Below are 12990 nucleotides of genomic sequence, written 5' to 3'. Positions count from 1 at the left end.
AAAGAATATAACGAGGAACGACCGCATCAAGCTTTAAACAGCATGACGCCTGTTCAATACCGATTAAACAGAAACCCGGAAACCTCTAGTTTAGCTTGGCACTAAAAAAGGAGGGTTTACAAAGGCTCTTGTCATAGTAATATGAAGGAGTTACGAGTCCAAAGTAAAGGTGATCCAATCAGGGCGTTTTTTGCATTTGACCCAAAGCGGAGAGGTATTTTATTGTGTGCTGGCAATAAAACAGGAAATGATAAACGATTTTATGATGAAATGATTCCAATAGCTGATCGTGAGTTTACTGCTCATCTGAAAAAGTTAAATAAGGAGTAATTATTATGGCGAGAACCCTTGAACAAATTCTTGCAGCAGAAAAACCAGGAGTGGTTAAAAAGGCACAAGAAAAGGCAGAAGAAATGTTGCTCAATATCCATTTAGCTGAGCTTCGCGAGTTGGTACAAAAGACTCAAGTAGATATGGCAAATGTTCTTGGCATAAAGCAGCCCACAGTCGCTGAAATGGAAAAGCCTGGACGTGATCTTAAGCTATCATCTTTAAAGCGCTATATTGAAGCAACTGGAGGAAAATTACGGCTCGATGTTGAGCTTCCGGATGGGACACATTATGGTTTTGCTATTTAACTGGAAAACCAACAGACAACGCGTTCAGTGAATCATTTAATGGCAGTTTTCGGGATAAATGTTTGAATAGCCACTGGTTTCTATCTCTTGAAGATGCTAAAAACAAAATTGAAGAATGGTGGCAGGATTACAATGGTTTCCACCCTATTCTTCAGTGAACAATTTGACTCCAAATCAGTTCAAACAGAGGGTGTTAAGCGCCAGTTTTTCCAGGTAAGGCCGGAGCAGTTTTGGGGAGAGGATCAAATTAGAGGACAAGAGATTAATAAACTCGCTTCGTCCCTTATCCGCATTTTATCAAGGTTTGTTGTGGTTGCGCGACATTTATATTTAATACAGATTTAAATGGCACGGAAGACAGCTTCGGTTCTGATACCATACATCGCGCAAGGCTATCGAAACTACAGCGAAAAAGTAGTTATCTTTTAACTACGGATGCGGTCATTCTTGACACACACGTTTGCTTTCCCTCTTCATTAAAAAGATCAATTTGCCAGACTTGAGTCGTGCGCCCTAAATGAATTGGGCGAGTGATTCCTACAATTATGCCTTCCCTTACTGGACGGATATGGTTTGCATTGATTTCCAAGCCAACGCAATAATAATGCTCCAGATCAACTACGGCATTGGCTGCAGTACTTGCAATCGTTTCAGCTAATACTACGTTGGCTCCACCATGCACAATGCCTATCGGTTGCTTCGTGCGTGGTGTGGCTGGCATGGTTGCTTTTAAATAGTCATCGCCAATTTCAATAAACTGAATGCCTAAAAAATCAGCCATGGTATTTTTTCCGCGGTTTGTTAAATCGTCTAAAGTAAAAGGTTTAAACCAGATAGCCATAGATATCCTTAAAATCAGATCAATTAAGTGCTGGAAACAATAGCAAATAAACTATTTTCCTGCGAGAAACATTTAAAACCATGCTTCATCCTATGTTAGTCAAACTCTCTATACTCATAAGACAATGTGCGAGGAAATATGATGGATCATAAAAAAACTTGCTGCCAACATCAACATCCATCTCCTGCCAAATTGGAGGCAACGGATGCGGATACAACTTATGTTTGTCCCATGCATCCTGAAATTAGACAGGCAGGGTCTGGAAATTGTCCTATTTGTGGCATGGCTTTAGAACCTGAGCTATCAGGAACTCAAGACTTGGATGATCCAGAACTTAAAACCATGCGCCTGCGTTTTTGGGTATCTTTGTTTTTAAGCGTGCCAATCCTAATTTTGGATATGGGCAGTCATTTGTATGGGAATCTCATTTCGCAACCCATGTCTTTTTTGACGCAATTTTTATTGTCTATTCCAGTAGTATTTTGGGGCGGGGGGCCTTTTTTTCAGCGTGCATGGCATTCATTACAAAATAAGCGGCTGAATATGTTTACCTTGATAGGAATGGGTGTGGGTGTGGCGTGGACTTACAGCGCTATCGCTATTTTTTTCCCGAATCTGTTTCCAGAAACTGTACGTAATCATGAAGCAGTAATCCCTGTTTATTTCGAAGCAGCTGCGGTAATTACGACCCTGGTTTTATTAGGGCAAGTGCTGGAGTTAAAGGCACGGGCACGCACAGGCGATGCGATACGTAATTTACTAAACCTCGCACCTGAAATTGCCCATCGCCTCCATAAGGGAGATATTATCGATATTCCCGTTGCTGAGGTTTGCAGCGGTGATTTATTACGGGTGCGTCCGGGTGAAAAAATTCCTGTGGATGGAGTGCTTGCAGAAGGAAAAAGTTATGTTGATGAATCCATGATAACGGGAGAACCCATGCCGGTAGCTAAACATCCAGGCTCAAGCGTAATTGCCGGCACATTGAATCAAAAAGGTAGTTTTACCATGAAAGCTTTGCGTGTGGGTAAAAATACCATGCTCGCGCATATTGTGCAGATGGTGAGTGAAGCGCAGCGCAGTCGTGCTCCCATCCAAAAGCTTGCGGATCAAGTATCTTCCTGGTTTGTACCCATAGTCATATTAATAGCCTTTATTTCTTTTAATGCCTGGCTTTGGCTGGGGCCGAAGCCATCATTAGGGTATGCGTTGATGGCTGCAGTTTCTGTTCTTATTATTGCATGCCCCTGTGCATTGGGTCTTGCCACCCCAATGTCTGTTATGGTTGCGGTAGGTCAGGGGGCTCGCCATGGCATTTTGATTAAAGATGCCGAAGCTTTGGAAATTATGGCAAAGGTAGATACTTTGGTGATAGATAAAACTGGTACATTAACCGAAGGGCACCCGGAGCTGATGGATATAGTGGTTGCAAAAGATTTTGATACGCAAGAAATTTTGTCATATGCCGCTTCATTAGAAAGCTATAGCGAACATCCCTTAGCAAAAGCGATCATTGCCAAGGCCAAGGAAAAAAAAGCACCGCAACTTCCTGTGCAAAATTTTAATTCTGCTACAGGATGCGGGGTGATGGGAATTATTCACGGGAAAAAAATAATGGTTGGCAGCATGAAATTCATGCAGGAAGGTGCAAATAATTTTCAGTTTTTTTCAGAGACATTAAAAAACATGGCAGCAGGCAATACTTTGGTAGGTATGCTGGTGGATGAAGTTCCAGCTGCCATTTTCATTATCGGGGATCCAATTAAAACCAGCAGCCTGGATGCCATACAAACCTTAAAGGCACAACATATTAATCCCATCATGCTTACCGGCGACAATCAAAATGCAGCATTAAAAGTGGGGGAAAAACTTAAGATTGCCAAAGTCTATGCGGAAATGTTACCCAAAGATAAATTTCATATAATAAAACAATTGCAAGAGCAAGGACATATCGTCGCTATGGCAGGGGATGGCATCAATGATGCGCCAGCCCTGTCTCAGGCGAATATAGGGATTGCCATGGGTACGGGTACTGCCGTCGCCATTGAAAGTGCTGGCATTACCCTTTTAAGAGGTGATTTGAGCGGCATTACCAAAGCCCGGCTTTTAGCAGAAGCTACTTTACATAATATTCGACAAAACTTATTTTTTGCATTCGTTTACAATGCACTAGGCATACCCATTGCAGCCGGCATACTTTATCCATTTCTTGGTATTCACTTAAGCCCCATGCTTGCAGCAGGCGCAATGTCTTTAAGTTCTATATCAGTCATCATAAATGCAACTCGATTAAAAAGAATGAATCTGGCATGAAAATGAGTATGTTTCATGAAGAAGTTTTTTTATAAAGCCGGATTAATACGCTTTCTGCGAGGATATGATTTTGCATGGTATTGAGGACGGCCTGTCCATCAAAGGAGAGCATGCTATCCAGTGCATATAGCTTAAAGAAATACCGATGCGTGACGATAACCTGTGGTGCCCAGCTGTTTTTACCGCTCATGGCACCGGCAGGCAAGATTTCGCTAGCTGATAAATTATTAATGTTTGCCGGGATATTAAAAAGTACCCAGTGCACCCACGCCCCCGCCGCGGTACATCCGGGTCATCCACAATTAAAACGAAAGACTTGGTATTGGCTGGCGGGTTTGTCCAGGATAGTGGAGAGGAGTATCTTCCCCTTCGCACGTTCCTAGAGTAGGGATTAAGTGAATAATTCAAAGCTCGACCGCGGGAAATAATATTATCGTGCAAATGTGGCATAAAAACTCATAATTATATGAACAATATTTATAATAATAGATCTTTTACTATTATTTATATGCAAATTGACCGTAATTAATATTTTTTTATCGTATTCAATCACACTCTAAAATCCCTCTAAGGATATCTCAGCGATTAATCACATAATTGACAAAAATGTCTAAATTAGAATAATATATAAAAAACAATGTGATTTATTACATGAATGAAGCAATTAAAGTTTTTTTACCCACCGCTGAGGCCATCTCGCGATTACTGCATCCTTATGCAGAAGTGATTGTACATGACATTATACAAAACAAAATTGCGGCTATTTATCATCCATTTTCAAAACGCCGGGCAGGTGATCCTTCCTTGCTCGTGCAAGACGATATCAAGTTATTAAATGATTGCATCGGGCCTTATGAAAAAACAAATTGGAATGGTAAAAAAATTAAATCGGTGAGCAGTATTATCCGGGATAAAGATCAGCAGGCTGTAGGGATGCTCTGTATTAATCTTGATATTTCTGCATTTGAGCAATGCAATGAACTCATCAAAGCGTTTATTCAGTGTGAGCAACTAATCCCAAAACCAGAACCTCTATTTAAAGATGATTGGCAAGAACGAATCCATAATTATGTTCATCATTATTTGAATGAGCATAAATTAACATTTGATACTTTAAATAGAAAAGAAAAAAAAGCATTGGTAATTCACCTGCATAGGGTAGGTGCTTTTTCTGGGAAGAATTCAGCACAGTATATTGCTGAGATTCTCAATGTATCACGGGCCACTATTTATAACTATTTAGGCTGTTTAGAATCGTAATTAAGGATTGTAAATGTTAGATATCCACAGTGAAGTACTGCACGCTGAAAAAAGAATCCGTTTATCTGTGCGTGAAACGCCTCTGGATTTTTCCTTACCTCTTAGCAAAATCACAAACTTAAACCTCTATTTAAAGCATGAAAATTTACAGCATACAGGGTCTTTTAAAGTTCGCGGGGCATTTAACGCCTTATTATCTTTAACAAAAACACAAAAAGAGAAAGGAGTTGTGGTCGCTTCAACTGGGAATCATGGGGCTGCAATTGCCTATAGTCTAAGTAAATTAAATATTCCTGGTATTATTTTTGTTCCTGAAAATGTCTCCCTTACCAAAGTTGAAAATATTCGTAATTACAACATTCCTCTTAAATTTCATGGAACTGATAGTGTAGAAACAGAGCTTTATGCATTAGATTATGCAAAGCATCAAGGCATGTCCTATATTTCACCTTATAATCATCCCCAAGTCATTGGTGGCCAAGGTACCATTGGCCTGGAAATTCTGCGTCAATTAGATTCTGTTGATGTAGTCTTTGTACCTGTCGGTGGTGGTGGCTTAATTGCAGGGATTGCCGGATACATAAAAGCTGTTTCCCCTAAAACAAAGATAATCGGCTGCCTGCCAGAAAACTCTCCTGTTATGTCTGCATCCATCAAGGCAGGAAAAATTATTTCCATGAGCACATTGCCGACCCTTTCAGACGCAACAGCTGGAGGAATAGAGCCTAATTCAATGACTTTTGACTTATGCAACACGTATGTAGATGATTTTATTTTAGTCTCTGAGCGTGAAATTCAACAGGCAATATTAGCGATCATTAAAACTCAGCATCTCTTAATTGAGGGGGCTGCCGCTATGGCATTTGCGGCAATACTCAAGTGTGCTGAGCATTATAAAGATAAAAATGTTGTGGCAGTTTTAAGCGGCGCCAACATTAGTTTAGAAACCTTAAAATGCGTCATTGAGTAATCTTATGCGAATTATTAACCTGCATGAGATAAAAAACATCCTGAAATCTGTAGATATTATGACGGCTATTGAAGAAGGATTTGTGAACTATTCAAAAGGAAATTGCGTCGTTCCGCCCGTTGGAGAATTGTTATTTAAAACACCTCCCGGCGAAGTACACATTAAGTCCGGTTGATTACTATGTGATTAAAATTGCTTCCGGATTTTATGATAATCAAGCATTCAATTTATCCTCCAACAATGGACTTATGCTGCTTTTTAGTCAGAAAACAGGAGAACTGCTAACAATTCTTCTCGATGAAGGATACTTGACTAATATACGAACTGGCATAGCTGGTGCAATTGCAGCAAAATATCTTGCACCCGGCACAGTCAATTGCATTGGTATTCTTGGTACTGGCACACAAGCACGATTACAATTGTCCTTCTTACGCTCAATAATGCCTTGTAGCAATGTGCTGGCTTTTGGAAGAAATTATCGCAATCTTCTGCACTTTCAGGAAGATATGCAAAAAGAAGGATTTAATGTGCAGATCACCCAGGTCATGGAAAAATTAACAGCAATTTGTAATCTTATTGTAACAACAACCCCATCAACATTGCCCATTTTATTTGCTAAAAATATTAAGCCTGGCACGCATATCACTGCTATTGGAGCCGATACGAGCGACAAACAAGAACTCGATGTATCCATATTCAGCGTGGCGGATATCGTTGTTGTTGATAGTGTGGCGCAGTGTGTCGAGAGAGGAAATACCGCTCATGCTGTTCGTAAAAAAATAATTCGAGCGGAGAATTTAGTTGAGTTAGGGCAGATTATTTCAGGGGAGAGCGTTGGTCGTACAAACGATACTCAAATAACAATTGCTGATTTAACGGGTTTAGCAATACAGGATCTTCAAATTGCAAAAAAAATTAATGAAGCATGCTTGGCCTAGTTCGCGTTTGCTGTTTTGTAATTTAGCCCCAAAATAAGCTAAATTTTTCAACCAAAATTCTTCATGGAAAACAACTTATTAGATTTTATTTTTGATAAAATGAAATAACTTTAAACAGTTTTGGGTTGCTTTTAATCTTGTTTAGTGTAAAATTTGTCCAGTTATGAGAAAATTACTTTATATCAGCGTTATTATATTGTGTTTGTCTGTAGGCGGTTTCTGGGTGTGGAAATTTTATTCTCCAGCGCCAGCAAAGCCCTTGCACCTTAAGACATTTTCCTTCGCAAAACTGCCGGGGTGGGATGCAGCTGATGCTTTGCAATCCTTCAAGGCTTTTAAAATTTCCTGTAAAACATTTTTAAAGCAAAAGCCTGAAAAATCAGTGGGCAGCCCCTACATTGACGTTAAAGCAAAAGATTGGCATTCTGCATGTCAGGCTTTATCCATAAAAGAGCCTGCGACGGATAAAGAAGCCCGTGAGTTTTTTGAAACCTGGTTTACACCTGTTCTTTTTCACGAGAACCAGCCCGTACGCGGTTTGTTTACAGGATATTACATGCCCGTCCTGGAAGGCAATTTGACCAAAACTGCTAAGTTTAATACCCCGATTTATGGTTTGCCTAACGATAGGATTACTATAAATCTGGGTCTTTTTGATCCAAGCTTAAAACACCATCGTAAGTTAATTGGACGATTGCAGGGTAAAAAGTTAGTTCCATACTATACTCGCGCCCAAATTTCCAAAGGTGCTATCGCCAAATCAGCTCCCGTACTTGCTTGGATAAGCAATAAAGTAGATTTGCAATTTTTGGAAATTGAGGGTTCTGGTGTGGTGCAATTACCAGACGGCAAAAATCTGTTCTTGGGTTATGCTGGTGAAAATGGGGCTCCCTATACTTCCATAGCTCGAGTTCTAATCGATAAAGGCGTGATGACTAAGGATAATGCCTCCATGCAGCGTATCCGCAAATACTTTAAACAACACCCCAAAGAAGTGGATAAAGTTTTAAACAAAAACAAATCATTTGTATTTTTTAATGTTTTAAAGCAAGAAGCTGCTTTAGGTTCGCAAGGCGTTCCCTTAACTCCGGGCTATTCGCTAGCGGTGGATTTGAAATGGGTTCCTATAGGCACGCCAATTTGGTTGAATACTACCCGCCCTGATAATGCCAAGAAAGAAGCGCCTTTCCAACGCCTTATGGTTGCCCAGGATACAGGTGGTGCGATTCGTGGAGCAGTTCGTGGTGACGTATATTGGGGGCCGGGGAAAGAAGCGGCTTATATTGCTGGCCACATGAAAAATCCAGGACACTATTGGTTGTTGCTACCCAAACATATAGTAGGGCGATTAAAAGATAAAATTGCTTAATTTTTTTATGAATTAAGCAATACGCATCACTCATATGAGACTGTAGATAAAATTGTGTAACTGTCTATGACAAGAGCCTTTGAGGCTAAGGATAGATAGTACTGAATAGAGAAGCATTAGAAGCCTTTGCTCGCGAAGCGACAAAGACATTAAAGACAGAAAAAGATCTGAATGATTTCAGTCAACTGTTAACCAAGATTACAATTGAGGCAGCGCTTACTGCTGAACTGGATGAGCATCTTGGTTATGAAAAGCATGTAAAATCCAGCACATCAAATAGCCGCAACGAATATAGCAAGAAAATATTAAGAACTGAAGATGGTCAGTTTAAATTAAGTACTCCACGAGGCATTTTTACCCTTCCGCCACTCTGCCAGTAGTTATTCAGCAGCAACAAGAATTTGTTCAACCTGATTGTTTTTAAATACAACATGCTTATGCAATCCTATAGAAACAACGGCTGGTGCTAATTCTTTCATTATATTAATTGCTTCTTGCCTTTGTTGCTCACTCGCATTTGCATTTTCCAAACAATCTATGTTTGCTAAAAAAGCGGCAATTGTACCCTTTCTTATCGTTTTTCCATTGATGGTCGTATTATCAACCCCATTCGGTAAAATATCTTCTGGTCGTAGTAAATTATTAGTCAAAATAATTACTCCTCTTTCTTAATTTATCGCCATAAAACGGCCGACGTGGTGACTCGCTTGTATCGTTCATCAGCACCAATAAAGTCACTTAACTGGTAAAGAAGTTAACGTCTTTTAAACCATATTGCAAATTTGATTCCATCATTAACTGCTGTCTTGCATGGATTGTCCAAAACAGTTACTGAAGCTAACCGCAGACAGATAAATGCACTCATAGTAGCGATAATAATTCACATGCATCTGGAATTGGAAGTTATTGGCAAAAGCATACAATATGGGCGTTGCCATTACTGATGAAAAATAAGGTGAGACTTATCTATGCTGTGAGTGTCTCCCTACATGGGAGACACACATTCGGCTAATTTCAATGAGAGGGTATGGCTATTGCTGAATTATTAAGTTCAGTTTCAAATCCAGTTAACATCTTTCCTGAGTGTGCCTTGGCAAAAAAAGACAGCTGGCTATGAAATATCCCAAAAGTCAAAATTGATAATAGCTTGAGGAAAAATGCTGCAATTGCACCGCGCCATTCACGGTGCTTATCCAGGACAGGTCTTGCTTTTTGAATCGCATCTAAACAATTTTTTTGAAATTGTTCGGGATTGGAGCCCCGTAAAAAACTCTTTTTTGCTTCTTGTAATTCCGTGCAGAATTGTCTGGCGGTATTAGCTCCGTCTACATAGTAATCATTCTTTTCTTCCTCAACCTTCCTTCTCATATCCCTTGCTTTAAGTTCAAAATTTTTATAATGCTCATCAAACTTCAGTTGCACCAGCACATCAATAAGCTTAAGTTGAGACTGGGCTTTTTGTTTAATCTCATTTTTCTTCTCTTCCAACACTCTTGTCAATTCGGTATCTTTTTCGATACTTAAAAATTTATAAGCTTGCAGAAGGTTTGTTGCTGCGCTTAAAGCTGCCAGGGTTTGACCCAGGTTTTCAGATTGATTGTTAATTTCCGTTGCCGAAGCCATACCAGAAAAATCGATGGGTTTGTTTTTGATTTCGTCAATATATTTGGCAACCGTCTGCTGTGCCTGATTGAGGACCTCAATCCGCTCTTTAGATTTTTGATTTATTTCTTCGGTTTTTTTGCGAATTGCCGATTGTAATTCTCCCTGCTCTGTGGATGTAAACGATATATTATACTGTTGAGTAGCTAATTTTCTTAATAATTCTTCCCTATGTCGATAAACAACGCTTAGCTCAATATCATTGGAAAAATCCACTGATAAATTATTTATCTGTGCAATTGCTTGCTTCTGTGGCATGCGAGAGTCGCTTGCAGTTGTGGGGACTTTATTTTTATTAGAGGGAATTTCCGTAATTAGCTTCTCAGCTACAGTTGTAATTTCTCTCTTTTTTTCTTCTAACGCCAAGATGATACTCTCATTCTTGCCCAAGTTTGTATTAACGAGTTTTTGTAGTTTTAAAAGCAATAGTCTTTGCTGTGTTTGAATGGATATTTTGCTATTTGAATTAGGAAAAGTAACTACAAACTTCTTTATTTCAGCAATGTGTTCTTGTATTTTCTCATTGAGACTATTCTGATCTTTAATATGAAGTTCAACTTGCGTTGCATTGCGTGTAATAGTGTCTTTTTTCTGCATGATTGCAAACCGAATGGGAATGAGGTCATCCGGGTTTAGATAGCTAATGCGTTTGAGACTTTCTGCATCGCAGATTTTATCTACTTGGTTTAACACTTCTTTCTTATGTATTTGCACTTCTTTAAGGGTGGTGAGTTTAGAAAAATCTCCATTAATTTCTTCTATTTGATCTAAAAGGGATAAATAATCCTTTTTAGCTGCTAATAGCTCTGTTTCTAAAACTTTGGAGAGTTCCTCAACCTTTTTCTCAAGTATATCTATAGTAGGTCTTTGCAGTGGATTAGTCTGTTTACACCACTCAATCAGCTGGACGATTGCAGGCCATATGGTTTTTTGAGAAGAAAAACCAGACATTCGCATCAATAAATCACCGAGAGAGTATACATCCATGGCAGCATCCGCAAACACTTCATATTGCGACCAGCATTCAGGGGCAATATGTGGGTGACGTTGTCTAAAATGGTTTAATAAATTCTCACCCTCTAAGGTAATGCAACTCGTGTTACCTATTTGGACAACTTCCCTTTGGCAGCGCTTAAAAACCGATGGCTTAACGTATTCTTGTTTTGTGAGGGCGGAAAAACCGCCATCGATTAGAATACAATTTCCCAGTTGGTTATTAAAAAGCAAGTTATCGCCTTTTAAGTCGACTATAGTTAATCCTTTTGCATGACAGGTTTTCACAGCGCGAACAGCGGCTAAAAAGAGTTTAAGTAACTGTTTGTAATCCGGATTCTCAAATGTGTTATAGGCTTTCCCAGGGAGTAGCGGCAGGATAAGACGGTAATGAGTTTTGTCGCCGCTGATAAAAAGTTGCACGTCTGCGCTTGGATAAAGTGTTTTAAAGAAACGTGCCTTCGCTACAACTTCATCATAATCAAATCCGTATTGGGTACTGCTACTGGGTTGGGTAGAATTTATAGGGTTCAGGACAATTTTATGTTTTAAACCGTCAGTTGAAGAAAGTATGCGACAGAGGCTATAGTTCCCACTGCCTAATCTTTTAGGTTGACTGTAACTGGTGCCTCCATCACTCTCATAGCCTGAATCATAACCACTATTGTCAATTTGAGTTTTATATTTCGCCATTCCAGATATAGATAAAAAATGAATATTAAGGTCGAATTATACATTATTTGGTCATAGAATTATTAAAGTATTCTTAACAATTTCAAAATATTAATTTCATTGCAGCAATATGTATAAAAATTGAACTATCAGGATAATTATCCTACTCTAAAAGATAAGGATTATAGTTGGAGTGGATATGCGTCCCTTCATACTTGTACTGTGTTTAGCGGTTAACACAGCATTTGCAGATGAATTTATTGGTTTTTCTGCTTATGAAAACGGAGATTATAATACAGCTTATGCACATTTAATAACCTCAGCTAAAGAAGGCAATGAGGAGGCCATGTATCTTATTGGACGGATGTATCAATATGGTCTTGGTGTAAATACCGATTTAAAAGAAGCTTTTTCCTGGTATAAAAAATCTGCAGAAAAAAATAATGCATTGGCCCAGCTAAGTCTTGGATTTTTATACGATGCAGGTACGGGAGTACCCAAAGACTATAAAGAAGCCTTTGGCTGGTACATGAAAGCTGCAAAACAGGGAAATGCTATTGCGCAACGCAACGTGGGCTTAATGTATGCCACAGGAGAAGGAGTGGCTGCTAATGAGGAATTGGCTTTTCAATGGTTTCAAAAATCAGCGGAACAAGGATATAGTAAAGCACAAGTTAACCTGGCATACCAATACATGATGGGTTACGGTGCCAAAAAAGATGTCAATAAGGCACAATATTGGTATGAAAAAGCCGCGCTCCAGGGAGATGATAAAGGACAGTATAGTTTAGCACTACTGTATAGCGGTAAATACGGTATACCTCAGGATCAGCAAGCTGTAACGTATTGGTTGGAGCAGGCTGCCAACCAAGGCCATGTCAATGCCCAAGCTTATTTAGCTTACCAATATTTACATGGATTGGGCGTTGATCAAGATCTTAAAAAAGCCGCCTTCTGGTATCAAGCTTCTGCAGAGCAGGGTAACGCTTATGCGCAAGGAGAATTAGGGCAATTGCTTCTCACTGGTACCGGTATGGAAAAAGATTATGAGAAAGCTGCGTTTTGGTTTAGAAAAGCAGCCGAGCATGGAAACGCCGCAGCACAAGGGAAGTTAGGCTACTTGTATGCCGCGGGTTTAGGGGTAGCGAAAGACAATATAAAAGCTTATGCATGGTTAAAACTTGCTGCACAAAATGATAATAAACAAGCTGAAAAAGATTTGCAGCGCTTGCAAATACAGCTTTCCCCGCAAGATAAACAACAAGGTGAAAATTTGTTGAAAGAAATTGCAACGGAAGAAGCCAAAGCCAGGGATGAAGCGGAGAATCCTTAAT

Annotated in this window: 12 protein-coding genes and 3 pseudogenes; 11 read left to right on the top strand and 4 right to left on the bottom strand. The window is 39.5% G+C overall.

Going from position 1 to position 12990, the window contains the following annotated elements; genetic code table 11:
- Positions 1 to 123: 123 nt before the first annotated feature.
- The 3 genes and pseudogenes from ELY11_RS09880 to ELY11_RS09870 all read left to right on the top strand — a co-directional run.
- Positions 124 to 330: pseudogene (locus ELY11_RS09880) on the top strand (type II toxin-antitoxin system RelE/ParE family toxin); the annotation flags it as partial.
- A 5-nt stretch (positions 331 to 335) separates the two neighbouring features.
- Entirely contained in the window at positions 336 to 638 is a 303-nt protein-coding gene (locus ELY11_RS09875; protein WP_058459049.1) for a helix-turn-helix domain-containing protein, read from the top strand.
- Positions 639 to 640: 2 nt separating this feature from the next.
- A pseudogene (locus ELY11_RS09870) lies at positions 641 to 855 on the top strand (integrase core domain-containing protein); the annotation flags it as partial.
- A 201-nt stretch (positions 856 to 1056) separates the two neighbouring features.
- Here ELY11_RS09870 and ELY11_RS09865 read toward each other — a convergent pair.
- A complete protein-coding gene (locus ELY11_RS09865) occupies positions 1057 to 1479 on the bottom strand; it encodes a hotdog fold thioesterase (protein ID WP_126954888.1) in 423 nt (140 codons plus the stop codon).
- Positions 1480 to 1620: 141 nt separating this feature from the next.
- Here ELY11_RS09865 and ELY11_RS09860 point away from each other — a divergent pair, with 141 nt between their 5' ends.
- Positions 1621 to 3792 carry a copper-transporting P-type ATPase gene (locus ELY11_RS09860; protein ID WP_233579805.1) on the top strand — a complete coding sequence of 724 codons (2172 nt, stop codon included), beginning with the start codon at positions 1621 to 1623 and terminating at the stop codon, positions 3790 to 3792.
- Positions 3793 to 3805: 13 nt separating this feature from the next.
- Here the strand turns inward: ELY11_RS09860 and ELY11_RS09855 are convergent.
- Positions 3806 to 4242, bottom strand: a pseudogene (locus tag ELY11_RS09855) (YbhB/YbcL family Raf kinase inhibitor-like protein).
- Positions 4243 to 4443: 201 nt separating this feature from the next.
- Here ELY11_RS09855 and ELY11_RS09850 point away from each other — a divergent pair.
- From ELY11_RS09850 to ELY11_RS12820, 6 genes are all read left to right on the top strand, one after another.
- Positions 4444 to 5052 carry a helix-turn-helix transcriptional regulator gene (locus ELY11_RS09850; protein ID WP_127033302.1) on the top strand — a complete coding sequence of 203 codons (609 nt, stop codon included), beginning with the start codon at positions 4444 to 4446 and terminating at the stop codon, positions 5050 to 5052.
- Between the two features lie 13 nt (positions 5053 to 5065).
- Positions 5066 to 6022: a threonine/serine dehydratase gene (locus ELY11_RS09845; RefSeq protein ID WP_127033300.1), complete on the top strand. Its 957-nt coding sequence runs from the start codon at positions 5066 to 5068 to the stop codon at positions 6020 to 6022.
- 4 nt (positions 6023 to 6026) lie between these two features.
- Entirely contained in the window at positions 6027 to 6197 is a 171-nt protein-coding gene (locus ELY11_RS12510) for a hypothetical protein (RefSeq protein WP_199741532.1), read from the top strand.
- Between the two features lie 7 nt (positions 6198 to 6204).
- On the top strand, positions 6205 to 6960 hold the full coding sequence (locus ELY11_RS09840; RefSeq protein WP_199741531.1) for a Rossmann-fold NAD(P)-binding domain-containing protein: 756 nt from the start codon (positions 6205 to 6207) through the stop codon (positions 6958 to 6960).
- A 163-nt stretch (positions 6961 to 7123) separates the two neighbouring features.
- Entirely contained in the window at positions 7124 to 8329 is a 1206-nt protein-coding gene (mltA, locus tag ELY11_RS09835; protein ID WP_126954892.1) for a murein transglycosylase A, read from the top strand.
- 95 nt (positions 8330 to 8424) lie between these two features.
- Positions 8425 to 8709, top strand: a complete 285-nt coding sequence (locus ELY11_RS12820; RefSeq protein ID WP_127033308.1) for a transposase — start codon at positions 8425 to 8427, stop codon at positions 8707 to 8709.
- Here ELY11_RS12820 and ELY11_RS09825 read toward each other — a convergent pair whose 3' ends face one another.
- Complete coding sequence (locus tag ELY11_RS09825) at positions 8710 to 8979, bottom strand: hypothetical protein (protein WP_233579803.1); 270 nt, start codon at positions 8977 to 8979, stop codon at positions 8710 to 8712. It lies immediately after the preceding gene.
- Between the two features lie 364 nt (positions 8980 to 9343).
- Positions 9344 to 11677 (bottom strand): protein kinase family protein, encoded by a 2334-nt coding sequence (locus tag ELY11_RS09820; RefSeq protein WP_127033298.1) that lies wholly within the window; start codon positions 11675 to 11677, stop codon positions 9344 to 9346.
- A gap of 178 nt (positions 11678 to 11855) precedes the next feature.
- Here ELY11_RS09820 and ELY11_RS09815 point away from each other — a divergent pair, with 178 nt between their 5' ends.
- Positions 11856 to 12989 (top strand): SEL1-like repeat protein, encoded by a 1134-nt coding sequence (locus ELY11_RS09815; RefSeq protein ID WP_126954896.1) that lies wholly within the window; start codon positions 11856 to 11858, stop codon positions 12987 to 12989.
- Position 12990 lies beyond the last annotated feature (1 nt).

It is taken from the genome of Legionella septentrionalis (assembly GCF_003989745.1).
GTDB lineage: Bacteria > Pseudomonadota > Gammaproteobacteria > Legionellales > Legionellaceae > Legionella_A > Legionella_A septentrionalis.
This window is presented reverse-complemented; position numbering and strand designations above follow the sequence as displayed.